Raw genomic sequence first — 25505 nt, 5'->3', positions numbered from 1 at the left:
TTCCTATTAAAAGTAAAGTAAAAACTAGAGGCATCATGCACCTCTAGTTTCTACTTTTTCTATAACATTGTAATACGGCGAATGCTGTCTTCAATCGCTGCATTCAAAATCTCATCTTTACGCGTCGGATCATAGTCGACACCTTCCACAAAAACAGTTGGCAATGTTTCCACACCAATAAAGTTCATGATCGTGTTGATGTACGGCTCACCATGTGTTTCCAAATCGGAGTCACCAGTCGAATAAACACCGCCACTACCATGGATCTGCAACGCCTTCTTGCCTTTTAATAAACCTTCAGGACCCGTTTCTGTATAGCGGAATGTTTTCCCAGCCACGACAACGGTATCAAAATAAGCTTTTAACATCGGCGGAATACCAAGATTCCAAAGCGGCGACACGATAACGTATTTATCGGCATCCATAAATTGCTTTGTTAACGCCTCAAATTTCGTTAATTGCGCTTGTACTTCTGAATCTAAATCTGCGAATGCTTTCCCCTCACGGAGTGCGTTCCCAGCGGCTAAGAAAGCACCATCGATAAATGGAATATCTTCCGTGTAAACGTCGATACGCTCGATCTCATCATTTGGATTTTCCTGTTTATATTTCTCTAAAAAGGCGGTCGCTACAACCATACTTCTAGAAACGTCATCAGGAAGTGGCGAAGCTTTAATAAATAGTAATTTTGCCAATGTCATTCAACTCCAATTTTCATGATAATTGCTTTCTTATTCTATCCCAATCCCACACCCTTCGTCAACGATTTTCACGGAAAGAGAAGCCATGTCAGATTGACAAAAAGTTAAACAATGCTAAAATAAATACAGAAGCAAATAGTGTATCAGTCAAAAACAATACACTAACCGGAGGGGACTTTATGAAACGCATTGAGCGCATTTATCAATATATGCAACAGCATGACCATGAAAATATCAAAGAACAACTGGAACAAAATACTGGAATCACTGCCACTGAAATTTCTGAATCACTCGGTATTTTAAGGAACAATGTGAGCATGGAACTCAATGAACTCCACCGCCAAGGCAAAATCATCAAAATTACGGGCCGCCCTGTTCTCTACTTTGATCGACAAGCCGTTGAGAAAAAATTAGAACGCGGACTCGAACAAGAAGAACTAGAATTCGATTGTTGCGAAGCCCTTCTAAAAAAACTAACCTACACTACTGTATCAAAAAGTCCATTCGATGATTTAATCGGATCAGACGCCAGTTTACGCACGCAAGTCGAGCAAGCAAAAGCCGCAGTTCTCTACCCTCCCAACGGTCTACACACGCTTATCGTTGGACAAACCGGAGTCGGAAAAACGCTTTTTGCTAATTTAATGTATCGCTATTCACAGCACACAGAACGGCTATCACCTCAATCGCCATTTATCATTTTTAATTGTGCAGACTACTATAATAATCCGCAGCTCTTGATGTCACACATTTTTGGCCATACGAAAGGCGCTTTTACCGGCGCTGATAATGAAAAAGAAGGCCTCGTTGAAAAAGCAAACGGAGGTATTTTATTTTTAGATGAAATACATCGTCTCCCACCAGAAGGTCAAGAAATGATTTTTTACTTGATGGATACCGGGACATTCAATAAGCTTGGCGAAACAGATCGAAGTCGGAAATCGAATATCCTAATCATCGGCGCGACGACCGAAGACCCCGAATCTTCCCTGTTACGCACTTTTGTTAGACGTATTCCGATCGTTATTTCCCTGCCTAGTCTAGAAGAACGGACAGCGAAAGAACGCGTAGATTTATTGAAAAACCTCCTTTCCAACGAAGCGCACCGTATCAGTAAGCCACTTCGAATTGAGGATGAAGCTGCAAAAGCGCTTATTGGAAATACCACATTTGGTAACATCGGTCAGCTGAAATCGAATATTCAACTCGTGTGTGCCCAAGGATTTTTAAACAGTTTTGACCAAAATGAAGAGATTTTAATTGATTTCAAGACGTTACCAATCAATATTAAAGACGGTTTCTTCCATTTTAGTGGTCGCCGAAAAGAACTCCAAGAAATCTCGAAATATCTTGATCCTTACACTGTGATTATGCCAGAACGCGGGAAGCAACTGATCAATTCCGATGACTATGAGCCTGACTTTAACCTCTACAAAATCATTGAGGATAAGGCGTCTATTCTGATGGATCAAGGCGTGGAAAATGAAGATATTAAGAAATTTATCACGATGGATATCGATGTACATCTGAATAGCTTCTATAATAAATTCAAAAGTACAATTCAGGACCGTGAAAACATATTAAAAATCGTGAACGAAGAGATTCTTAATTTTACCGAAGATATCCAGATTAAAATCGAACAACAACTTGGGAAAAAACTAAATGACCGTTTCGTATTAGCATTTAGCTTGCATTTGACCTCTTTCTTAAAGCGTGCTCGAAGTAATAAACCGCTGAAATATACGAATATCGAAAATGTCGTCAATGATAAGCCGGAAAGTTATGCCATCGCGCTTGAAATGAAAAAAGAGATCGAAGCTGAGTTTCAAATTCGCGTACCTAATATGGAAGTCCTCTATTTGACGCTACTCATCAGCTCCCTGCTTAAAGAACAGGAAGAAAATCGCGTGGCTGTGCTTGTGGCAACGCATGGAAATAGTACCGCAACGAGTATGGTCAACGTCGCGAAAAAACTGCTTGGCGAAGGTCTCGTCGATAGCATCGATATGCCGCTTGATCTAAGTCCCAAAGTGGTTCTTGATAAAATCACGCAACGTGCTCGCGAACTCGATATGGGCCGTGGCGTCTTGCTTCTCGTTGATATGGGCTCCCTCACGAGTTTCGGCTCCGTTATCGCGGAACGTACAGGCATTCCAGTTCGCACAATCGACATGGTTTCGACTGCTACTGTGATTGAAGCTGTCCGCAAATCCAACATTCTCGATATGGATTTAGACAGCATTTATGATTCTCTCAAAGATTTTCGTGGTTATGGTGGCTACGATTCCGAATCTGCCGCCATTCTTAATGATAAACCGCACGCCATCGTCACTATTTGTGCAAGCGGTGAAGGTACGGCCGAGAAACTCCAAGCTTTCATCGAGCGCATTTTAGAAACAATTACAACCGAGCAAATCAAGGTCATTCCAATCGGCGTTCACGAAGCTGATAAAAAAATGGAACAGCTTCAAGAAGAAAATGATATCCTGATGATTGTCGGTATTCATAATCCCAAAGTGGAGATTCCGTTCATCCCTATTGAGCGCCTTTTTGCAAAAGATGGCGAAGAACAAATCATCCAACTCGTCAAGCAACGCGACATCATCATCAAAAAGAGCGAAACCAATTGGATTGCCCGCGAAGTTATCGAAGACAGTCTCAATGAATTCCTAACTTATTTAAATCCAAAAAAAATTGTTCCGACACTTTTAAAATTTGCCAGCATCATAGAAACAGAATTAAACTACACGATGGAAAATACATTAAAAATAAATTTACTCATTCATGTCGGTTGCGCGATGGAACGTATGGTTATTAAAGATACGCTCATTTACCACGAACCAAACGATCATATCCCATCAACCCCTACCTATGAGGCCTTGCAAAAAGCCAATACAGCGTGCTTAAACCCAATGAAACTCGCATTAACAGCTGATGAACAATACTACATTTGCGACATTATTACCAACACACACATAAAAAAATAACCACGAAAGAACGATGACTAGGTATTTGGTAACAAAAGTCATCGTTCTTTTTTTCGTAAATTTGTTTTTAAGATCACTTTATAGGGTAATGAACATTGTATGTGGTGATTGATATTCTAAAACGTCTTAGTGTATCATTCGATTTTTTTACCGTATCAACCAGTACATATAGTTTTTCAGAGGATATAGAATCCAAAAAAATAAAGAAAAAAGGAGGAATTAATATGACGGTGGGTATCATTATTGGAACGCATGGCGAATCAGCGCGCGAACTGCTTAAATCAGCAGAAATGATTATCGGTAAGCAAGATAACGTTGAATTCATCACCTTCGTTCCAGGAGAAAATACAGATACATTAATTCAAAAGTTCCATGAAAAATTGGATGCTCTTGACACTTCTGAAGGCGTTCTTTTCATGGTTGACTTATTTGGAGGTAGCCCATACAACGCGGCAAGCCAAATTGCGTTACCTAAAGAAAAAATGGATGTCGTAACGGGTGTCAATATTCCGATGTTACTTGAAACCCTATCCATGCGAGCGGCAAGTGGTTTTGAAGATCTTCGCAACACTGCCCTAACAGCCGGAAGTGATGGCGTTAAATCACTGAAACAATCACTTAAAAATGTCGAGGAGGATGATTTATAATGGATATTCGTTTAGCGAGAATTGATGACCGCCTTATTCACGGTCAAGTAGCCACAGTTTGGACAAAAGAAACACAGGTGGAACGCATCATCGTGTGTAATGATGAAGTTGCGAAAGATGAAATCCGTAGCACATTATTAAAACAAGTAGCACCACCAGGCGTTGTCTCAAACGTTGTGGATGTTGAAAAAGGTATCCGTGCCTATAACAACCCTAAATACGAAACAACACCCGTCATGTTACTTTTCACAAACCCAACAGACGTACTTCGTTTTGTGGAAGCTGGCGTTCCAATTAAAACCGTAAATATCGGTGGTATGGCTTTCCGTGAAGGTAAAACACAAATCACGAATGCTGTTTCTGTGGACGCAACCGATGTAGCTGCTTTTAGAGCACTGAACGAAAAAGGAATCGAACTTGAAATCCGTAAAGTTGCAGCGGATAACAAAGTAATGATGATTCAATTGCTTGATAAAGAAGGTCTATAAAGAATCGTATCATGTTCTTTTGACATTATTAATTTATTCTAGTAAAGCAAAATTGGGAGGGAATTTTATATGGAACCGATTCAAATAATTCTTGTCTTCCTCGTAGCCTGTGTCTGTGGTATGGGTAGTATTCTGGACGAGTGGCAAACTCACCGTCCGTTGATTGCTTGTACGCTTACAGGTCTTGTACTTGGAGACATGACAACCGGTATCATTATTGGTGGTTCACTAGAAATGATCGCGCTTGGTTGGATGAACATTGGGGCAGCCGTTGCACCTGATACAGCCTTGGCATCATTAATTTCTACAATCTTAGTTATTTCAGGGGGACAAGACATCAGCGTTGGTATCTCACTTGCGATTCCACTAGCTGCTGCTGGTCAAGTTTTAACGATTCTAGTTCGTACAATTACAGTTGGTTTCCAACATTCAGCTGATAAAATGGCGGAATCAGGAAATCTGAGGGGAATAGATATGCTTCACGTCACGGCCTTGCTCCTGCAGGCGATGCGGATTGCAATTCCAGTCTTAATCGTTGCCCTATCGATGGGTACAAGTGTCGTAACTGACATGCTAAACGCAATACCAGATTGGCTTGTTAACGGTCTAAACGTATCCGGTGGCTTTATCGTTGTTGTCGGTTATGCGATGGTAATTAACATGATGCAAGCGAAATACTTAATGCCTTTCTTCTTCCTAGGTTTCGTAGTCGCAGCCTTCACCACGTTCAACTTAGTAGCACTTGGTGTTCTTGGACTTGTAGCAGCTATTGTCTACATCCAATTGAGCCCTAAATATTATCTAAAAGAAGCACTTGCCCAGTATGGCGCTGCAGGTGGCGGTGGGTCTAAACCAGCGAACGATCTGGATGACGACCTAGACGACTAAAAAAGGGAGGTAACCAAATTATGAGTAGCGAAACAGCAAAAGTAACCGTTGGCGAAAAAAAGCTAACAAAACGTGATTTAATGTCTGTATTTATTCGTTCCAACCTATTCCAAGGTTCATGGAACTTTGAACGTATGCAAGCTTTGGGATTCTGTTTTACCGTTGTCCCAATCATCAATCGCTTATATGAAGGCGAAGAACGCACAGAAGCAATTAAACGCCATCTTGAATTTTTCAATACACATCCTTATATGGGAGCTCCAATTTTAGGGGTAACCGCTGCGATGGAGGAACAAAAAGCAAATGGCGCACCAATCGATCAAGCAGCCATCAATGGTATTAAAGTAGGTCTCATGGGACCACTTGCCGGTGTTGGGGACCCGATTTTCTGGGGAACGATTCGTCCAGTATTTGCCGCGCTTGGTGCTTCATTCGCATCAACTGGTAGTATCTTTGGACCACTTCTATTCTTCGTACTCTTTAACGCTGTTCGTCTTGGCTTCCGTTATTGGGGTGTTTTCTATGGTTATCGCAAAGGGACTGACGTTGTTTCTGATATGGCCGGTGGTGTTATCCAGAAACTAACAGAAGGTGCCTCAATCCTTGGGCTGTTCGTAATGGGTGGACTCGTAAACAAATGGACGAATATTGATATTCCAGTTGTTGTCTCTACTACAACGAACCAAGAAGGTAAGAAAACCGTTACTACTGTACAAGATATTCTAGATAGCTTAATGCCTGGTATCCTTGCATTAGGACTAACATTCGCTTGTATGTGGCTTCTAAAGAAAAAAATCAACGCGCTATGGATCATCTTCATGCTATTCGGTCTAGGTATCGTTGGTTATGTACTTGGAATCTTCGCTGTTCCGGGTTCATGATTGAGACATAAAAATAGGATTCTCCGTTTTTTCGATAACGGGGAATCCTATTTTTTTATTTGAAAATGACGTATAGGATAACGGTTCTATCTTTGTCTTTTAGTGAGTCTTTTGAGAAAACACTTGAACTTATGCCACCCTCTTTTTTGCTAATACTCCAAGATTCTAGTACATATTCTTTCCCTTTTTCTATTTTTCCATCCTCGAATTGGTGTGTTCCTGCACTACGACTCTCCCCATCCACAAAAACACCTTTAGGAATAGCATATGCGATTTGGGAAGAGCTACTACCATGGCTCATTACTAGTCGAATTTCAGTAGCATTAAAAACATCAAAGCCCGGAATCCCCCAAATAAGACTTTCACTCATCTGCGTGTTTTCTTCACTCATTCCTTCTGTTACAATATCATGACGCACACGCTTGTCTCGATCATATACATCAAAATAAACACTCATACTCTTCGCTTTTACATTGTACGCTATCTCACCATTCGCAGCTAATAGCAATGATAATTCATCCTTTTTCGACGTCGTATCTACACTTTTAATCTCACCATCTGGAATGCCAGCTGCTTTTTCATCTTGGAACGGCCAATAATTCATGTGGTTTAAGTACAGTAACACACCAGCGATCACGATAATCAGTGCCGCTACAACTATTAATTTCTTTTTCATAATACGCTCCCCTTTTTATATCGTTTTCTCTCTCTCCGCGCTTTTCGGTGTTTCTCGAATCGAATCCATCACTTTATTCGCTTCATTATTATATTTTTCCATTTTTGATTTCGGACCATATTCTAAAACTTGTAAATAAAAGTCGCCCATTTCAATGAGGTATAAACGGTTTAAGTAGGTAAATCCCGATTCTTTTGTCTCAAACTCACTTAATTTTGCCGGATAATTATTCACCTTTATATCTTTGAATGCAGGAAGTTTGTCAACACCATAGTCTTCTGGAAATTCTTCTACGATTTTTTGGTACGATGCTAAGCTGATCCCGCCCTCATAATCTTTTAGTTCTGATTTCATTTCCGTTAAACCAGTAATAGAAACATTATCATCATCCCGACTTACTGCAAGCTCTGTATCATCTGTGAGTAAGTCCTTGTCCTCTTTCCAACTCGAAGGAATTTCAAGCGACCAGGTTCCTTGCGTACTTTTTACGATTCTCATACTCTCCACTTTTACCGTTTTCTTTTTCTCGGTTACCTTGTCCGAAGTTGCTTCATTGGAACACGCTGTCACAACTACTAAACTAAGCGCGATGACTAAAATTGATAGCCTTTTCATAAATTGTTTCCTCCCTTTTCTCAGCTGTTTAAAATTGGCTTGAATCCTAATTATAATAGCTAATTGGATATTTCACAATCTTTATTTTTTATTTATCAGATAAAATAATAAGCGCTTTCTTTCATTCAGCAAACGAGCGATGTGATTCGGTTCCTTTTTTAAGTAGATAATGGTACAATGAAGTGTAAATTTAATGAATGCAGGTGTAAAAAATGAGCATGGATGCAACAAATATTTTCTTGATTATTATGATCGTCGGCGCGTTTTTATTTTCCTTTTATGATGGCGTGGTTCTTCATTTTTGGAAAGGCAAAACTGTTCTTAGTGTCCCACTTCGTTCGCGAGGTAAATGGGATGGATACATATTCGTTGGTTTGATTGCGATGCTGTTTATCTCAAACGCTTTCTTACGTCATGGACCAACGTCAACTTCAGTCTTATTAGCCATTCTGGGCCTTCTCTTCTTCTACATTTGTTTTATCCGAAAAGGCAGAGTTATCTTTAAGGAACACGGCTTCTTCTATGCGCTACTCTACTTCGAATACAAAAAGATGGAACGCATTAACTTGTCGGAAGATGGTGTTCTCGTTATTGAAACTGGTCGCCAACGTCTCTTACTCTTTGCTCGAAATGAGGAAGATTTGGAGCGGATGCTGAAAGTGTTTACCGAAAAAAGCTAAAAAAGAAGCGATTGGGCTCATTCCCAATCGCTTCTTTTTAAATACCTACTCGACTCAAATGAATCCGTTCTACTTCAAACTCAATAAATTTCCCGTGAAGCGCTTCGATCTGTTCATCGTATTGGGTATTGAAACAAATGATGCTGTCTTCTAATCGTAAAACGGCAAAACCATCTTCCTCATAGTCTTCTAGTTGTCCGACAATATGAATAGACGCCTCTTCTGTCATCTCCAAAATACAATGCTTCTCGTCGCTCTCAGCTAACCTCGCCGCCGTCAAATCCTCTGGTATTTCAATTTCTACGGTATATTTGTGATTCGACTCCGGCTCGTCATCATTCCAAATTCCTTCACACGTGCCGAAATCACTTTCAAATCTAACTTGCCCAGTTGCAAGCTTTTTCTGAACCCTAATTTCCACTAAAAAATTCCTCCTGAAGTTTTTTCACTTTCGTATATTATAGCATGGAATTGGTAAATCGTATCTATTTTTCACTCTGCATCGCATTATAAATTTCTTTTACTAAAGCTCCATCGTCTCGCTCATATCGAATATTCGAAAACACAATGACAGCATCTTTCCTATCTTTTGAAAAACTGTTGATTGTCTCATAATTATAACCAACACCGCGCGAGATATAAAAATTGGGTCGATCATAAAAGCCAAATCCATAGTTCCCGGCACCTGCTTGAAGCATCCTAGTCAAACTTGCTTGCTTGATCAAACGACCGTCCATAAGAGCCTTATTAAAGAGGTAAATGTCTTTTGGCGGCATGTACATATTCCCAGCGCCAAAGAGCTGAGAGGTATCTTGCAAAAAGCTTGTTTTAATAAGCGTATCATCCGTCAATTTATAACTGACAGACATGTGTGGATTCGTAAAGAAGGAATCACCGACACCAGTTTTCTGCATTCCTGCGGGTTTGAAAATATTTTCTGCTAAATAGGTAGCGAGCGTTTGACCTGATAGTACTTCAACTAACCTACCCATCACCGCGTAGTTATCATCTTGATAATCCCACGTACCTGGTTGCCTCTTAATTCCTGTTGCTTCAATTTCCGCCAATATCTGCGCCGAGGTTATTATTTCATTTCCTTTTTTGCGTCCTGGAAGTCCGGATGTGTGGCCAAGAAAGTTCTTAATTTTGATATTCTGACCATTGGGAAATGTCGGGAAATATTTGGCAATCGGATCCTCCACGCTGAGCATTCCTTTTTCCTGTAATTGCATAATTGCTGTTGCTACCACTGCTTTTTGCATCGAACCAATTAGAAACACACTTTGACTTGTGTTCTTTTCCCCAGTCATCTTATTGGCAATGCCGTAGCCTTGATTTATGATCGGTTTATTATTTTGAACTACGTAGGCCGTTCCGTTAAATTGGTGCTTTTTCAGAATCAGATCTACCTTTGTTTTTAGTGAAGCGTTAGGATCGATAATAATATTCGCTTTCACACTTGCCGTTGATTCATCGTTCATGTTGATTTCATTTGCTGTTACTTTCGAGTGTGCCTGCATAAAAATGAAAGCACTTCCCACTCCCCCCAATAAAAAGCAAGCAATGACGATTAGAATTGTTGCCAGGCGCCGTTTCTTACGTTTATTTTGCGCCATCTGTGTTCTGCTTACATGCATCTTATTTCCTCCTTGATAGAATGAGTACGACACAATTGTAACACTTCGTAATATAATTGTAAAATTTAATTTCTGTTCTGGCTTGTCTTTTCATTCCGATACACGTATGCTAAGAATAAATGACCAAAAAGGAGTTAGAATTTTTATGACATTATTAGCATTTGACATGGGTGGAACGGCAGTAAAGTATGCTTTAATTGAGCAAGACGGTAAGATTCTCGAAAAAAGTAGCTTTCAGACGCCAGATACATTGGAAGCGCTCTTAAACCAGCTACAAATCATAAAAAAAACGTATACACATCATGATCTCACTGGTATTGCTTTTAGCTGTCCTGGTGCTGTCGATAATGAAAGCGGTGTTATCGGCGGTGCTAGTGCGATCCCCTACATTCATCATTTCCCATTTCGACAACGCTTAGAAGAGACGCTTGGACTTCCTTGCACACTTGAAAATGATGCGAATTGTGCTGCGCTCGCGGAAACATGGCTTGGCGTCGCTAAAGAAAATCGCGATATCCTCTTCCTGATTATTGGTACAGGAGTTGGCGGTGCTGTCATTAAAGACGGTAAAATCCACGCTGGTGCACATCTTCATGGCGGTGAATTTGGCTACATGTTAATGAATGATCGCCTGGAAACGTTAAGCGATACTGGAACCGCGGTCAATGCTGCATCTCGCATCGCAAAACGAAAAGGGCTCGACCGTTTAACTGGATTAGAAGCTTTTGCATTAAAAGAAGCTGACGATACCGTTGCAATCGAAGAAATTGAATTTATGTATCGGAATCTAGCGAAAGGTATTTTTAATTTACAATATGTCTATGATCCAGAAGTTATTGTTATCGGTGGTGGTGTAAGCGAGCGTCCTGATTTCTTGCCAGCTATACAAGCGGAACTGGACAGCCTTTTAGCCCAAATAACAATCGCAAAAATTGCACCTAAAATCGTATCTTGTGCCTTCGGTAATGACGCGAATTTAATTGGAGCTGTCGCGAATTTTAATCAAGTCCATTCTTAAATACAAAAAAACAAGACGAGTTTTAGAGGCTACGTCTTGTTTTTCTGTCTACTTATTGCTAACTAATTTCTCCATTTCACCACGATCTGCAAGTACCTGGGCCATGATCTCAAGCCACTTCTTCTGTCTATTGACGATGAACTGGAATGTATGCCCCTCTTTCGTTTCAATTTCAAGTATATTAGATAACATATCTCGACCTAAAATCTTAGTCATGACGCCTTCTACACGAGTAATATCCGCAAATGGTATCGTCACTTCTTCCGCAAAATAATCATTTGGTTTATGAATCAAGTATTCCTTGGTAATAAAAAGCCTCCCTGGTACTGGTTTGAAACCATTTTTCAAGTTCGCTAAGCCTTTGTAAATCACATCGAGCGTCTCACCCATACATTATCACTCTCATCTCTTTAGTTTTATTCTATTTGTTCACAAGTTGGTGACATTTAAAAACTTTATTTTATAAAATGGCTTGGCTTACGCACCTTTGCGGGTTAATATATAAGAAGACGGTACTCCACTAAACACGTCGAAAGGGGCTAACCATTTTGCGCGCAATTATTTATATCGGTAACGGCACACAACTAGCTGAAGGTAATGCAGAATTTCGTACTTTTATTAATCAAATTAAAACGAAAAGACCCGAAACAATTCAAGAACTAGGATTCTTGCATATGAGTTACCCGACGATTGAGATTGCTTGTGAAAAAGCTATTATTGCTGGAGCAGATGAACTTATTGTCGTCCCAGTATTCTTATTTTCTGCTACAAATATTAAACATGAAATTCCAAAAATTCTTCAATCATTAAAACACAAACATCCAACTATAACGATAAAAATGACGGAAACTTTTGGCTTTGATCCAGAAATTATTTCGCTTGCTAAGGAAATTATCTTACAAACGAGCATCGATACTACGAATTCCGAGGCCGTGCTTCTAGTCGGACTCGGCAGCGAACGTGATGAAGAACCTGCCAAGCGCCTATACAGTGTCGCTCAATTATTAGAGTCGCAGCTCCACATTCCCGTTTTTCATAGTGAAATCATGGGAGAACCTGCGTTTAGCAACAAACTTGAAGAGATCATACCCCGCTATGAGAAAGTATTTATCCTCCCCTATTTCCTCTTTACTGGAGCGCATGTTGTAGCGATCGATCAAGCACGGCTTCACCTTCAAAAAATATATCCGAATTGCCAAACCGTTCTCTGCGAATCTTTTCATTATCACCCGTTGCTAGAACAAGCTATTTTGCATAAAATAACAGAACTCACAGGTTGAATATAGAAAGAAAGAGTTTCGGACAAGCGCTCGATTTGTGTCAAGCAAAACTTTTCGTCTTACCTCCAAAATGGGTGAGGCATTTTTGCTTTATCTCAAGTTTGTCCATACTCTTTCTTAGGCTTATTTGGGAACTAATACGTCTAGATGCTCGCGTAATACTTCGATTTTAATTGGGAATGTATCTCCAGGATCGCCATCGACATTTACTTTAACATCTGGCGCTTTACAATCAATTTCAAGCGATGTCGTCGAAAAGTACATGACGCTATCTGCTTTTTTAAGTGAGCCGAGTGCTAATTGTGGTAGAATTTTGGCAGCATCGATAAGTCCTAATTTCGTAATGATAAAGACATGAATCAGTCCATCATCGACCTCTGCTTCTGGCGCCCATTGCTCCATGCCACCGACAGAATTCGTCAAACTAGCAATGACAAGCGCAGCATCACCACTCCACTCTCCATCATCATACTTCAACTCAAAATCTAGTAATTCATGACGCGTAAATGCTTTTAACCCTTCGGCAAAATAGGCAACAGAACCAAATTTGGTCTTCTGCTCCACACTCACCTTATCCACAGCCTCTGCAATCATCCCAGCTGCCAAAACGTTCATGAAGTATGTATCACCGATTTTACCAATATCCATGGTTCTTTTCTTCGCTGTTTCAAGTGCTTTAATCGCTCGGTCTGGTCGTAACGGAATACCCAAGGAACGCGCTAAATCATTGACTGTTCCCAGTGGTACAAAGCCGAATGCTGGCCGATGTTCTTGCTCGGCTAAACCATTAATGACCTCATTCAGTGTACCATCCCCGCCCATTGCGATAACGGCTTCATAACCCTCTTTAGCGGCATGATCTGCAAATTCCGTTGCATCTCCGCCTTTTTGTGTTTCTTTGACCTCCACCTCATCGAAACGCTTCAATAATGCCTGATGCGCCCGATCCGCGTATACTTTCCCTTTTTCCTTACCGGAAGAAGGGTTCACAATCAACAATGCTTTACCCAATCTGTATCACTCTCCCTATTATTGACTCCTACTCATTATACCCTGTTCCTACCTAAAAAAAACAGCGAAAACACATCCTTCCAGCAATTATTACTTGAAAAATTACAAGTTTGGCGTTACAGTTAAAACACAGTAATCTACTAAGGTATAGTAAAGGAGGAATAAAGATGGAACGAATCACCTTTAAAAACGAAGCTGGTCTCTCATTAGCTGGTCATTTTTATGCCGCTCCTTCTAAATCCATCGTCATTATGACACATGGTTTTTTGTCCAATAAATCATCCAGCGGTCGCTTTGATCGATTTGCTCTAAAACTGCAACAAAATGGCTATAACGTGCTGACTTATGACTGTGGCGGTTACGGCGAAAGTGATGACACCGCGATCCACTTTGATAAACAAGTAACCGATTTAAAAGCGGCAAAAGAATATAGTCATACACGTGGCATGGAGAGGTTCGCCTACTGGGGGCATAGCTTGGGCGGCCGTTTATCGCTTACTTGTTATGACAAAGATATCGAAACGATGGTGTTAACTGGCCCTGTTACTGGCGCGATTTCCTATCAACATGTCGATGATTTTTCCAAAGAGCAAGTCGCGCAATGTGAATGTAACGGTAGTATGGTATTTTATGTAGATGATCCTTGGCGCTCCGAAATTGTCCTCGATAAGCAAATGCTGGATGATTTCGACTATATGGATCAAGCTGCCACGTTACAAAGCGTCCACTGCCCTATTCTGGTTATCCATGGTACAGAAGGCGATTTAGAGCGCGAGCTGGCGCAGATCACAAAAAAAGCCGCCCACCTTTTCCCTACTGGTACAAAATTAGTAGAGTTAGACGGAGCAGATCACAGTTTTATGAATCAGCTAGACGAAATCGAAATATTAGGACTGCATTGGCTTCATGACCACTTTTCTGTTCGCTAGCTAAAAAAAGTTTGGGACATACTCAAGATACAGGGATGAGCGATTTCATCTCATCTTGAGTTATGTCTCAAACTTTTTTCGATTTATTGAAGAGCAGCTTGCATTGATATTCCTGGTACCATCCTTACTCTTGGAAGTGTGTACATACCATCATTTTTATTCGCTTTCCCAGCTGCGGTTGTAAAGCCCATCGCGTACCCTGCTGCCTTTGCTGCTCGCTCGGTGTCTTCATTATGGCGACCAACTGGATAGCAAATGGAATTAACCGGTTTGCCAGTAAGCTTCTCTAAAACGGCTTTAGAGTCTTTTAATTCTTTTAGTTGCTCCGTATAGGTTAATGTGTTTAACTCTTGATGATGAACCGTGTGGCTGTCCATTTCAATGCCATAGTCGCTCATCTCTTTTAACGCCGCTTCATCGAAATGATTATTCTTTGCGATTTTATCCGTAATGACAAATATATTTGCTTTTAAGTCGTATTTTTTTAGAATTGGATAGGCATTCGTATAATTGTCCTGATAACCATCATCAAACGTGATCACAATCGGTTTATCCGGAACATTTTTCCCAGTTAACAATAATTCATCCAATTCTGCAAGCGTAATCGTATGATAATTGTTATCCTTTAGCCATTTCATCTGCGCATCGAACTCATCTGGAGGCGTGATTAAATTATTTTTAACATTTGTATTAATGGAATGGTACATCAACACCGGAATCTTTAGCGTTTCTGGGTTCACATCCGTTCCTGTTTTTGTAGGCACGATCTCCTCTTGCTTTGGAGTCGTATTGATTTTAGGAACAGGCTCCTTCTTCGGTGGTGCACTAGCCTCATCTTGTGTACAGCCAGTAATTAGAAAACAACAGAGTATCGCGATACCAATTTGTAGAATTTTCTTCATGTGAATGCCCCTTTTGCATGTTTTATCTGAAAATAAATAGGATTCGATCGTTAATAATTTGCTTCACGATAGTTCTTGCTCCGTTAAAATCCCGCGCTTCGATCATTTTGCCGCACGTTGTATAGTTAGCAAGCGTTCTATCAAAGAGCTTCATTGCTGACTGAAAAACATCTGCTTCCCCAAATTCCAAAAGGTCATCGTAAAATTTATTGATGACCTCTAAGTAGTACTCATTTTTTGCATAGCTCAAAATTTCATTTAAAAACCAGCGTTGATACTCCATGCATTGTCTATCTGTCGGTGCTTCTAGTTTGTTGAAATCAGCCGCTTTGTTCAACACTCGGCGATTGCTAAACGTCACCGATTTCGCCTCTATTTTATCAATCGTTGCCAATAGAAAAAGTTCCATAATATCGAGCATCTCAATGTAGCGTTCTTTCGTGATTGCACAATTTTTGACGATAACGCCTTTATAGTCTTCAAACTCCAAATAACCATCTACTGTTAACATTGCAAAAGCTTTGCGCACCGGTGTCCTGCTAAGTTCCAATGTTCTTGAAACCTCTGCTTCAATAAGGCGTTGACCAACTTGGTATTCCCCACATTGAATTTTTTCTTTAATCATTCGGTGTGCTTTACTCTCCAACGTTTCACCTGTGATTTTATCCATAGATAGTCTCTCCTTCAACTGCATATCTCATTAAAAGATAGCTTTTCCATCAATAATTTCCCGTAAAATATCATTATTTTCGATCACTAGTTCCATTTCGCGATATGGCTGATAACTTGTATTCTGCTCCATAATATAGCTTGCTCCGAGTTCTTTAATATCCCTTGAAAGAGCTCGTATCGTGCGTTTTTTTGCATCGGTAAAATGGGAAATCACGTAACTTGCTACGCGTAAAATAACGGCAATCACAACGACCAGTACAGCGAGCAAGCAAGCTAAGAAAATGCGGTGACCGTCTGGACTAGCCTCAAGTATAAACACAGCCCCTAGCGCCGCGAAAATAAGTACAATAAGCAAAATCGCAATATTTTTGATGGTAAAATTCTTCGTTCTATAAGCATCGTCTTCTTCTAAAACCTTAGCCAAAACTACTAATTCTTCGGGTGTTGAAAACCCGTTACGAGCCAAGTAATTCCGGAGTAAGCACAATTTCAGTTGGTCTAGTTTCTTAAAGTTACGAATATGATAACTTTTCCATAAAATTTTTCGCGCTTTGCGAACGATGAAAAGGTAGTAGAACAACAAAAAAAGAATCGCATAAATTGCGAGCCCGCTCCATATTCCTTCCACTTCAAATGCTAACCCAAAAGCAATGGGAACAGCCAAGAGAAGAATCATCGTTAAGCAAAAGCTCCAAATACGTGATGTCATAAAGCTATATATTAAGTTATAATTGCTCAATTTTGTACGATAAAACTGGATTAATTTCTCCCCCGCCATAACCAACACTCATTCCCTCTGATTCTTTCATACTAGTTTATCATGTAAAGTCGAATATTAAAAGTATCAGACGGGCAAAAAGAGCGATTTGATATATAATTCTTCAAAATAAAGAGCATCTGGGGTCAGATGCTCTTTTCAGTGAAGTCGAACTTAGTCATCTTTTTCAGTAGATAATACATCTAATGTTTTAGCGTCTAATTTCACTTCATATTCCTGTGTTCCGTTCATTACTTTCACATTGAAGTAAGTTTGGTTTAACTCACGATCAATCGACCACTCATTCACTGTTCCAGATTGTTGCTTCAGAGCCGCTGTCATAGCTTCTTGTGGCGTTTTGATCCCTGTTAAATCTAGTTTTTCATTCGCACGTTCTTGGCCATTTGCATCCTCGTTGTCTAGTTTCTCGTTGTTGTCTTGAAGAATTGCTTTTGAATCAGCATCGAACTTCATTTCAAACTCATTGGAATCATCTACGCCATCGATTGTGTAAACGTATTTACCAAGTTCTTGTGATAATTCTACTGATGTGATATCCGTTTTTGGATGCTTGTTTTTAAATAGCTCTATTGCTTCTGTATAACTAAGCGCGAAATCTTTGTTATTAAGATCTACTGCTTTTGTATCACTGTTATTGTTCGAATCTGTTGTTTGCTCTGTTGTATTCGTGCCTGTTGATGTGTTCGAGTTATTCGCATCGTCATCTCCACAAGCTGCAAGCGTTCCTACCATTACCGTTGTCATCGCGATCATACTAATTTTTTTCCACATAATATTTTCCCTGCCTTCTTTAGTTTATAGTCATAGTGTAACATCTCACTACTGTGCATTGCATCATACCTAAGACTTATTTTATGAATTCTCTAGAAAAAATACGCTTTCGAGCTCTGCTTTTGTAATTTTGCCGAAATATTTGGCTATGTCTATTGTGCAAAGAAATTCAGCTATCTTTTCTTGTGTATAGGGCATTCCTAGTAGTTGTTTCTCCACTTCTGCGATATCACCCGTTGCAAAAAAATCACCGAATATTTTGGCGCTCACGATACGTCCTTTTTCCACTTGTAATCGTACTTCAATGACACCTGCTGGAAATTTACATTCATTTTTGACGTTAAATTTTGGTGATTTCCCGTAATTCCAATCCCAATTTTGATAGCGTTCTTGTTGGATCTCTTTGATTTTCGCTAAATTTTGTTCCGTAAAAGTGTACGTCGGGATATTTTTTGTTTGGAAAATGGATTCCAGTAAAACGTGTTTAAAGGACTCGATATCCATGTCCTGACGCAAATGTTCGCGTATATTCGTCACCCTCGCGCGGACTGATTTTATACCTTTCGCTTGTAGTTTCAGCGGATTTACATGCAGCGCTTTTTCTACATTTTCAAGTTGGACATCAAACATCAATGTGCCATGACTATAAAGCCGGCCTTTCGTCGCAAACTGGGCGTTTCCAGATATTTTTTTACCAGCGACTTCAATATCATTACGGCCGCTCAGTTTCGCATCCACGCCGAGCGATTTTAATGCCTCAATAACAGGCTTCGTAAAACGTTCAAAATTGTTGAAGCTCTCCCCATCGTCTTTTGTGATAATACTAAAACTAATGTTTCCTTCGTCGTTATAAACCGCGCCACCACCTGAAAGACGGCGTAATACGGCCACATCATGTTCTTTTACATAGGCATGATTTATCTCGGCTAGCGTGTTCTGATTTTTCCCTACAATCACCGTTGGATACATCCTGTAAAACATCACATATGTTTCATCAGCATCTAGGTGTCGCAACGCAAATTCCTCCATTGCAAAATTTCGCGATTGATCTAAACAATCTTCATTATCAATATAAATCATCTGTGCCTCTCCATTCATAAAAGGACTTGAAACAGCGATGTATGTCTCAAGTCCTTTTGCTTATTCTTTATGTTGTAATCGAATTATCGGTATATCAGGATCGTTAAAAACGCGAGGTACGATGGTCGCATTACCGATACCGCGACTTACAATCATCGTTGTATCATTTTCTTCGTGCATACCAGCCGTTAATTTCGGCATCAAACCTTGGTGTGGTGCAAATAAACCTTCTGTAAATGGCAAACGAACTTGTCCACCATGCGCATGACCACAACACACTAAATCAACTGGTGTATCTTGATATATTGGCCATTTTTCAGGGCGATGTGATAATAGGAAAGTAAAGATAGATTCGGGAATCCCCGCTGTTGCTTCCTCTATTTCTTCGCGGACGATCGTTTCTTCCAAGTCTATTTCTTCTTCCAAACTATAGTCGTGGAATTTTTCGATCTGCATACTTGGATCATCAATTCCCGCTAACGCAAACGTTTTACCATCTCGCTCGATATAGACATGTTGATTTTTCAAATAGACGATGCCCGATTTTTCAAGCGCTGGTAGTAGATCCTCAAGATTAGCGCTACGAGCCTCATGGTTTCCCGTCACATAATAAACTGGACAGATCCTCATCAGCTTACGCATCAACGTCAGCGCGGTATTAATGCCTTCATCACCATCGAGTAGATCTCCCGTCACCACAATTAAATCAGGTGCCAATTCATAAACTTTCCGAATCAGTGTGTGATTATATCGGCCAAACGTACTACCATGTATATCCGAAAGTTGCATCACACGAAAACCGTCAAGTTCCGGCGCGATTTTGGCGGACGAAACAGTGTATTCTGTTGCTGTTAATCGTTTTGTTGATAAATAGGCATAACCCGTGAATACGAGCGTCAAAGCCCCTGCTACTTTTAAAAAATTATTTTTCATGGCTATTTCTGTCCTTTACAACTTTTTCCCCATTATAACAAAGAAACTCGGAACTTTCCTTTATTTAAAGCTTACTTAGTTAAAAACTCCGCATATTTCATCCGATCTGACTGCTGCACATTGGCTTTTAATATCGTCCCTTCCCCTTCGTAAAGCGTTTCAAGAATATCGGCATGTTCGTTCAAATATGACACGATATCCCCACGATCAAAAGGAATCACAAACGTAACAACCTCATAATCATTAAAAATTTCCTCCTTGATCATATCCACTAGTAATTCGAGCCCCGCACCGCCATCTTTCGCTGAGAAATAAAGATCATTTGCTTCACGTCTCGGATAGATAACATTCGTTGCTAAATCCGCTTTATTGTAGGCAAAGATAACTGGGCGATCCGTTATATCTAGTTCGGCGAGCGTTTCCTCCGTTGTTTTCATCATCGCTTCAAAATGTTCGTGCGAAACATCTACAACATGAATAAGCACGTCTGACTCGGCTGCTTCTTCTAACGTAGAACGAAATGCTTTCACCAAATTGTGCGGTAACTTGCTCACAAATCCAACCGTATCCGTTAATAAGAACTGCTTTTTATCGGGCAAAATGATTTCACGGACACTCGTTTCAAGCGTTGCAAACAGCATATCTTTCTCGAAAACTTGTTTATTTGCAGTTTGGCTGTGCGCCGTTACCATAGCATTCATGATAGTCGATTTCCCAGCATTCGTATAACCGACAAGTGACACGACAGGAATCGCATTTTTCTGCCGCTGCCGCCGTTGTACTTGCCGCTCTGCCACAAGGCCATCTAGTTCTTTATTCAGCTGATTAATTTGATATTTAATCTTACGACGATCGAGCTCCAGTTTCGTTTCCCCAGCACCACGGTTTTTGAGTCCACCTTTTCCACTTTGCTGATCCATACCCTCGCCTTGACCTGTCACGCGTGGTAGTTCATATTTCAAACGCGCGACCTGCACTTGTAATTGCGCCTCTTTCGTCTTTGCACGCTCCGCAAAAATATCTAAAATAAGACGCGTTCGATCCATCACTTCTCGCTCCAAAAGTTCTTCTAAATTACGAATTTGCGATGGTCCTAGTTCATCATTAAAAATGACTAGATCAACATCTTCATAATCTGCTAAACTCTTGATTTCATCCACTTTTCCTTTGCCAACATAGGTTGCTTTATTTTTCCGATCTAATTTTTGCGTAATCTCACCTACTGGGTTGATATTGTTCGCTTCTGCTAAATTGGCAAGCTCCGCCATCGAGTATTCAAAATTCTCCTGTTTCATCGTAATTCCTACTAATATCGCTGTTCTGGTCATTGTTCATTCCTCCAGTGTTTTTATTTTCTACACGTGCGAGGGATATATGAAGGCCGCTTAGAGAATCCTCTAAATCCCGATCTATCAACATTTAAGCATAATAAAAAAGCAGACAATTCATCTGCTTTCCCTACAAATACCGCCACTCCTCCTATATTAAAGAGTGAACAAAGACTATTTGTTTCAAATGGGTTCCCTTCAGTGAAAGGCAGACCAATCCCGTTAGAGTCTTGCACATACCTCAGATAAACCGGCTCCTGAGCTCGATTTATTTAAGTAGAATTCTTCGTCGTCCCAAAGAAATGGAAGAGCGATTTCTTTCTACTCTAGAGTTTGTTTCAGACTCTTTCTCGCACTATTCAGTTGCTTGGCTTGAGAACTTGGATTCTTAGTCTAACATACCACATCTGGACAACCCTCCGATCATTTTAATTAGTGACATTGTAACATGGTAAAAAGGCAATGGCAACCCATAACCTCCTTTTACCTATATCAACTTGGACATCCAATATGTATCATGGTAATCCTCATTGATCATAAAGGAATCGCGATGTATCCCCTCTATTTCATACCCAAGCTTTTGGTACAGATGTAGTGCATTTTGATTTTCACATACAACGCCAAGCTCCATTCGGCGCACCACCCCACGTGCTTTAGCCCACTCTTCCATTTTTTTGAACAACTGCGTGGCCACACCCTGACCCCAATGTGCTTTCAAAACACCAACCGCAATATAAACACTATGTTGCATCCGGTTCGGAGGATTTCCATCAGCAATTAAAAAACCAATGAGTTCATCTGTATCCATATCCTCGGCAACTAAAATAAGCGAATACGGCAGATCCGCAAAATATTCAATCCGCTTTCTGGCATCTTTCGGCGTGATTGCCCGCTCTCCCGCACCGTATAACATATAATCCGTTTCGCCATCAATCTCTAATTGCATTTTCGCAAACCGTTTCGCATCATATTCACAAGCTTCCCGTATCTGAATCATCGCTTTTCCTCCAACTCAACATTCTTTTCATTCAGTATACCAGAAAAAATGGGTGGGACAAAACCTCTGGATACATAAAATAAGCGAGATATCATGAATTCCTTTTTTCTGGGTAAGACGTGAATCTTGCTTCAAACAAATCGAGCGAAAGCGTTTGTATTCAGGGGATTTGGTGGAAGCCGGAGAGCTGCGCATACTAGTGTATGTGATGACTGAAAACAGGGAGGGAGTCGTATCCCCGACCATGCGAGAAGTTAAGCGAAACTGCTCCTGTGTAGCAGAACCTTAAAGAAGTAGCACAATCCTTGTTCTACAAACCTTGAATGACCGCCTATTCGCGTTGCTCATAGGCATATTGGGGCTGTAACTCACTTTGTTTCGAACAGCCCCAACAATGCGAACGCTTGTCGCCGATTTATCTGGGTTATGTCCCAGACACTCCTTCCAACTATTTAGGCCGTTCAATCCTGAAAATTTCTCCTAATGTAGCGTAATCATTCCCGGCTAACCTCGCAACAGGATCCAATTCCGCAGTTAAGATGTGCGCTTTTTTCTTATCAAAGACAGCTTCATCGAAATGATAATACGTCACTCGTGCCAAAATGAGATCGGTCACGACATCTCCATCATCATTTTTCACTGGAATATGTTGTTCAAGCTTTGCTTCGAATCTAATTTTGGCTTCTTTAACCCCTGGAACTGCAACTGTTTCGCTTGGTGCCGTCATCAATGAAGTAGCGTCTAGCTCGTTCACTTCTGGCGCCAATCGTGCTGCCGTTTTATTCATTTCAACCGTTAAATCCGCGTCCACAATATGAATAACCAATTCCTTCATTCCGACAATATTTCGCGCTGTATCCTTCATTTCGCCTTGATCACGCTGAATCGCAATAGACACAATCGGCGGGTTGCTCGACACCACATTAAAAAAACTAAATGGTGCCGCGTTCAAAGTGCCATCCTGCGCCATCGTCGTGACAAACGCGATCGGTCTGGGAATGATTGCCCCACTTAAAAACTTATAATGCTCCTGCGGTGTTAGCCTATTGGCATCCATTTTAATCATGATTGCGCCACGTACCAATCTCGCGCTGCCTCCACTTCGGCAAGCGTCAAATTATGTCCATTCTCCGTCCAAAGTTCCGCCACACTTGCCCCACGGCTTTTGAGCAGATCGATCAAGGCTTGCGATCCAGCCGCACTAATAAGCGGATCATTCACACCTGCCGTTAAAAAGAGTCGCGCCTGATCTAGCGAAAAATCTGGCATCGCTTCCCCAGAAGGCATCGCATGAAATAGGATCGCCTTTTTAAAACTAGCGCTATCCGTTAAAATCGCATTCGCCGCAATGTTTGCCCCGTTCGAGTAGCCGACCGCCACAATCCCGTCCGCTTGGAATTCATACACTTCCGCTAACCGCTTGATTTCAGCGATCAATTGCGCCGTCTTTTCCTTCAAGCTATCCAAGTCAAACGATCCGTCTGCCCACCTTGCAAAAAAGCGATTGGCGCCTTGTTCCGATACGTCGCCACGAAAGGATAAAACAGATGCCTCTGGTGCAATAATTTCTGCCAATTGTAGTAGCGAGCGCTCATCCCCACCTGTTCCATGAAGCAAAACAAGTGGCGCGAGTGCTGGATTTTTTCCTTGTATAAAAAGATGTTCCATCGTGATCTCTCAGCTCCTTTTCGTATTTAGTGGACGAACTTCGGCTTCAATTGCAGCTCGTTTCGGTTCCAAAAATGGTGGTAATGACAATTTTTCACCCATTGTTTCATACGGTTCATCTTGCGCAAAACCAGGGCCATCTGTAGCAAACTCAAACAAAATTTGCTGCGATACGGGCATGTATAACGATTCAAAATAGAAACGATCAACAAAGCCTGAATTCGGTGCTTGGAATTCATTCGCACGCGCAATCCATTTCTCAAGTTCGGCATGATCCTCGACACGGAACGCCACATGATGCACATTACCGTAGCCTTGCATGGCTGGCAAGATATCGTTTCGTTCTTCCACAATCACCTGCGCACCATTTCCACCTTCACCAACTTCAAATAAATGCTTGCCATCTTCTTCTGCTATTTCACGGAATCCTAAAATCACAGTTAAAACGAGACTGATATTCTCCTTGTTTTGTACTGTCAAATAAACAGGACCCAAACCATAAATGGCGAATTCAGCTGGTACTGGGCCATTCTTCCACGGAATACCTGGTGCCACGCCTTCATTTTTTTCATCTGAAATTAATTGTAGCGATTGTTCGTCGAAATCACGGAATCCGAGTACTTTTTTACCGAAGCTTTCGCTGATTTCATCATGATCCACGCCAAGCTCATCAAAGCGTTTTGCCCAATACTCTAGCGCAGCATCACTCGGAACACGGAAAGATGTTTTAGAAATGCTATCCGTTCCTTTGCGCCCTTTTGGCAGATTAGGAAAATCAAAAAACGTCATATCCGTTCCCGCAGAGCCTGCATCATCCGCAAAAAATAAATGGTACGTTTGAATATCATCTTGATTTACCGTCTTCTTTACAAGACGCATGCCTAAAGTTTCTGTATAAAATGCATAGTTTTTCTCCGCACTACTTGTCATCGCTGTTACGTGGTGAATTCCTTTTAATTCTTTCATTTGTCATTCTCCTTTAAATTAAATTCAATTTCTGCTCGTTTATCTTCTAAAAACGGCGGTAGCGCCAATGTTTCGCCTAACGTTTCTGTCGTTTCATCTATTGCAAATCCCGGTGTATCGCTCGCAATTTCAATTAGTAATCCGTTCGGTTCTCGGAAATATAGACTTGTAAAATAGGCTCGATCCGCGAACTCCACTATCTCTAAACCAGCATCCAAAGCCTTTTGGCGCCACTGCTCTACCTCTTCTTTCGTCCCAACCCGATAAGCCAAATGATCCAAACTTCCACGACCCATCCTCGTTTTTTCATCCGAAACGCTTGGAATCACCTTAGAAAATCCATCTGACTCGATTTCTAAAAATTCCTGCTGAAACTGCGTCGATTTTTCTGGATCCGTCACATGCCAGTCCATTCCTAAAATCCGGATAATCTGCTTCTCGATTGGAATATCTGTGTGCTTCGTTGCATTTTCCGCTGAAATCATTTCATCCACTTCCACGAGCAAGATTTGAAAAGTATCCTGATCCTGAAAGTAAAGCCCTGCGTCCGAGCGTTCCAACCCCAACACATCTGCTTTTTCCAAGCGCGTTTCCCAATAATCAAGACTACCACGCGGTACCCCAAGATACGTTGTCCCATAATAATCATGTTCTCGCCGAGCCCGACCAAGCCGTTTGATTTCAAAAAAAGTTAGTAAGGTTCCTGGATTGCCCTGATAATCACCGTAGAACAAGTGACGCATCCGGGTATTATTTTGATTCACTGTATTTTTCACAAGTCGCAAGCCAAGCACTCCAGTATAAAAAGCGCGATTTTGCTCTGCTGATTTCGTAAAAGCAGATACATGATGAATACCTGTAATCATCTCTTCACATCCCTTCTGTTGATCTCTAAAAACAGTTTAACACTAAACTATAAAAACGTAAAGAACTTTGCTTATAAAAAGTAAGCGACAAAAAAACTCTGAGACA

Annotated in this window: 28 protein-coding genes; 9 read left to right on the top strand and 19 right to left on the bottom strand. The window is 40.8% G+C overall.

Annotation, left to right across the window (positions count from 1 at the left end):
• Positions 1-59: 59 nt before the first annotated feature.
• Positions 60-695 carry an FMN-dependent NADH-azoreductase gene (locus UE46_RS05905; protein WP_036061140.1) on the bottom strand — a complete coding sequence of 212 codons (636 nt, stop codon included), beginning with the start codon at positions 693-695 and terminating at the stop codon, positions 60-62.
• A gap of 185 nt (positions 696-880) precedes the next feature.
• On the opposite strand from UE46_RS05905, the gene UE46_RS05900 reads away from it, so the two are divergent.
• The 5 genes from UE46_RS05900 to UE46_RS05880 all read left to right on the top strand — a co-directional run bounded on the left by UE46_RS05900 (position 881) and on the right by UE46_RS05880 (position 6592).
• Entirely contained in the window at positions 881-3688 is a 2808-nt protein-coding gene (locus UE46_RS05900; RefSeq protein WP_036061139.1) for a sigma-54-dependent transcriptional regulator, read from the top strand.
• Between the two features lie 224 nt (positions 3689-3912).
• Positions 3913-4335 carry a mannose/fructose/sorbose PTS transporter subunit IIA gene (locus UE46_RS05895; RefSeq protein WP_036061136.1) on the top strand — a complete coding sequence of 141 codons (423 nt, stop codon included), beginning with the start codon at positions 3913-3915 and terminating at the stop codon, positions 4333-4335.
• Positions 4335-4823, top strand: coding sequence for a mannose/fructose/sorbose PTS transporter subunit IIB (locus UE46_RS05890; protein ID WP_036061135.1), 489 nt, complete (start codon positions 4335-4337; stop codon positions 4821-4823). The genes UE46_RS05895 and UE46_RS05890 overlap by 1 nt, the downstream gene beginning before the upstream one ends.
• Before the next feature lie 69 nt (positions 4824-4892).
• Positions 4893-5711 (top strand): PTS mannose/fructose/sorbose transporter subunit IIC, encoded by an 819-nt coding sequence (locus UE46_RS05885; protein WP_036061133.1) that lies wholly within the window; start codon positions 4893-4895, stop codon positions 5709-5711.
• A gap of 20 nt (positions 5712-5731) precedes the next feature.
• The gene (locus UE46_RS05880) at positions 5732-6592 is read left to right on the top strand and encodes a PTS mannose transporter subunit IID (RefSeq protein WP_118907471.1); all 861 of its coding nucleotides are present in this window, start codon (positions 5732-5734) and stop codon (positions 6590-6592) included.
• Positions 6593-6647: 55 nt separating this feature from the next.
• On the opposite strand, the gene UE46_RS05875 is transcribed toward UE46_RS05880, so the two are convergent.
• Together UE46_RS05875 and UE46_RS05870 are read right to left on the bottom strand one after the other, a co-directional pair.
• Entirely contained in the window at positions 6648-7268 is a 621-nt protein-coding gene (locus UE46_RS05875; protein WP_036061131.1) for a hypothetical protein, read from the bottom strand.
• Between the two features lie 15 nt (positions 7269-7283).
• A complete protein-coding gene (locus tag UE46_RS05870) occupies positions 7284-7883 on the bottom strand; it encodes a hypothetical protein (protein ID WP_036061130.1) in 600 nt (199 codons plus the stop codon).
• A gap of 218 nt (positions 7884-8101) precedes the next feature.
• On the opposite strand from UE46_RS05870, the gene UE46_RS05865 reads away from it, so the two are divergent.
• Positions 8102-8563 (top strand): Lmo0779 family protein, encoded by a 462-nt coding sequence (locus UE46_RS05865; RefSeq protein WP_269467371.1) that lies wholly within the window; start codon positions 8102-8104, stop codon positions 8561-8563.
• A gap of 37 nt (positions 8564-8600) precedes the next feature.
• Here the strand turns inward: UE46_RS05865 and UE46_RS05860 are convergent, their stop codons facing one another.
• Together UE46_RS05860 and UE46_RS05855 are read right to left on the bottom strand one after the other, a co-directional pair.
• The gene (locus tag UE46_RS05860; protein ID WP_036061129.1) at positions 8601-8984 is read right to left on the bottom strand and encodes a hypothetical protein; all 384 of its coding nucleotides are present in this window, start codon (positions 8982-8984) and stop codon (positions 8601-8603) included.
• A 64-nt stretch (positions 8985-9048) separates the two neighbouring features.
• Complete coding sequence (locus UE46_RS05855; RefSeq protein WP_051492938.1) at positions 9049-10200, bottom strand: serine hydrolase domain-containing protein; 1152 nt, start codon at positions 10198-10200, stop codon at positions 9049-9051.
• Positions 10201-10345: 145 nt separating this feature from the next.
• On the opposite strand from UE46_RS05855, the gene UE46_RS05850 reads away from it, so the two are divergent.
• On the top strand, positions 10346-11218 hold the full coding sequence (locus UE46_RS05850) for an ROK family protein (RefSeq protein WP_036061128.1): 873 nt from the start codon (positions 10346-10348) through the stop codon (positions 11216-11218).
• A 48-nt stretch (positions 11219-11266) separates the two neighbouring features.
• Here UE46_RS05850 and UE46_RS05845 read toward each other — a convergent pair whose 3' ends face one another.
• Entirely contained in the window at positions 11267-11608 is a 342-nt protein-coding gene (locus tag UE46_RS05845; protein ID WP_036061126.1) for a GRAM domain-containing protein, read from the bottom strand.
• Between the two features lie 158 nt (positions 11609-11766).
• Here UE46_RS05845 and UE46_RS05840 point away from each other — a divergent pair, with 158 nt between their 5' ends.
• Positions 11767-12498 carry a sirohydrochlorin chelatase gene (locus UE46_RS05840; protein ID WP_036061124.1) on the top strand — a complete coding sequence of 244 codons (732 nt, stop codon included), beginning with the start codon at positions 11767-11769 and terminating at the stop codon, positions 12496-12498.
• A 123-nt stretch (positions 12499-12621) separates the two neighbouring features.
• On the opposite strand, the gene UE46_RS05835 is transcribed toward UE46_RS05840, so the two are convergent.
• A complete protein-coding gene (locus UE46_RS05835; RefSeq protein WP_036061123.1) occupies positions 12622-13509 on the bottom strand; it encodes a diacylglycerol/lipid kinase family protein in 888 nt (295 codons plus the stop codon).
• A 167-nt stretch (positions 13510-13676) separates the two neighbouring features.
• Here UE46_RS05835 and UE46_RS05830 point away from each other — a divergent pair, with 167 nt between their 5' ends.
• Positions 13677-14438: an alpha/beta hydrolase gene (locus UE46_RS05830; protein WP_036061122.1), complete on the top strand. Its 762-nt coding sequence runs from the start codon at positions 13677-13679 to the stop codon at positions 14436-14438.
• An 83-nt stretch (positions 14439-14521) separates the two neighbouring features.
• On the opposite strand, the gene UE46_RS05825 is transcribed toward UE46_RS05830, so the two are convergent.
• The 12 genes from UE46_RS05825 to UE46_RS05770 form a co-directional block, all read right to left on the bottom strand.
• A complete protein-coding gene (locus UE46_RS05825) occupies positions 14522-15340 on the bottom strand; it encodes a polysaccharide deacetylase family protein (RefSeq protein WP_036061120.1) in 819 nt (272 codons plus the stop codon).
• Between the two features lie 22 nt (positions 15341-15362).
• Positions 15363-16010: a GntR family transcriptional regulator gene (locus UE46_RS05820; protein ID WP_051492937.1), complete on the bottom strand. Its 648-nt coding sequence runs from the start codon at positions 16008-16010 to the stop codon at positions 15363-15365.
• 30 nt (positions 16011-16040) lie between these two features.
• The gene (locus tag UE46_RS05815; RefSeq protein WP_143812872.1) at positions 16041-16721 is read right to left on the bottom strand and encodes a hypothetical protein; all 681 of its coding nucleotides are present in this window, start codon (positions 16719-16721) and stop codon (positions 16041-16043) included.
• A gap of 222 nt (positions 16722-16943) precedes the next feature.
• Positions 16944-17561: a PepSY domain-containing protein gene (locus UE46_RS05810; RefSeq protein WP_036061116.1), complete on the bottom strand. Its 618-nt coding sequence runs from the start codon at positions 17559-17561 to the stop codon at positions 16944-16946.
• An 81-nt stretch (positions 17562-17642) separates the two neighbouring features.
• Positions 17643-18641, bottom strand: coding sequence for a lipoate--protein ligase (locus UE46_RS05805; protein WP_118907469.1), 999 nt, complete (start codon positions 18639-18641; stop codon positions 17643-17645).
• A 60-nt stretch (positions 18642-18701) separates the two neighbouring features.
• Positions 18702-19574 (bottom strand): metallophosphoesterase, encoded by an 873-nt coding sequence (locus UE46_RS05800; protein WP_036061115.1) that lies wholly within the window; start codon positions 19572-19574, stop codon positions 18702-18704.
• 71 nt (positions 19575-19645) lie between these two features.
• Positions 19646-20902 carry a GTPase HflX gene (hflX, locus tag UE46_RS05795; protein ID WP_036061114.1) on the bottom strand — a complete coding sequence of 419 codons (1257 nt, stop codon included), beginning with the start codon at positions 20900-20902 and terminating at the stop codon, positions 19646-19648.
• Positions 20903-21389: 487 nt separating this feature from the next.
• On the bottom strand, positions 21390-21899 hold the full coding sequence (locus tag UE46_RS05790) for a GNAT family N-acetyltransferase (RefSeq protein ID WP_036061113.1): 510 nt from the start codon (positions 21897-21899) through the stop codon (positions 21390-21392).
• A 448-nt stretch (positions 21900-22347) separates the two neighbouring features.
• Positions 22348-22965, bottom strand: a complete 618-nt coding sequence (locus UE46_RS05785) for a flavin reductase family protein (protein WP_036061147.1) — start codon at positions 22963-22965, stop codon at positions 22348-22350.
• Entirely contained in the window at positions 22962-23567 is a 606-nt protein-coding gene (locus UE46_RS05780; RefSeq protein ID WP_036061111.1) for an alpha/beta hydrolase, read from the bottom strand. The genes UE46_RS05785 and UE46_RS05780 overlap by 4 nt, the downstream gene beginning before the upstream one ends.
• Before the next feature lie 9 nt (positions 23568-23576).
• Positions 23577-24533 carry a ring-cleaving dioxygenase gene (locus UE46_RS05775; protein ID WP_036061109.1) on the bottom strand — a complete coding sequence of 319 codons (957 nt, stop codon included), beginning with the start codon at positions 24531-24533 and terminating at the stop codon, positions 23577-23579.
• On the bottom strand, positions 24530-25399 hold the full coding sequence (locus tag UE46_RS05770; RefSeq protein ID WP_118907468.1) for a VOC family protein: 870 nt from the start codon (positions 25397-25399) through the stop codon (positions 24530-24532). The genes UE46_RS05775 and UE46_RS05770 overlap by 4 nt, the downstream gene beginning before the upstream one ends.
• Positions 25400-25505: the final 106 nt, after the last annotated feature.

The sequence above is a fragment of the Listeria weihenstephanensis genome, assembly GCF_003534205.1.
GTDB classification, from domain to species: domain Bacteria; phylum Bacillota; class Bacilli; order Lactobacillales; family Listeriaceae; genus Listeria_A; species Listeria_A weihenstephanensis.
Note: the sequence above shows the minus strand (reverse complement) of the source record. Positions and strands in the feature narration are given on the sequence as shown.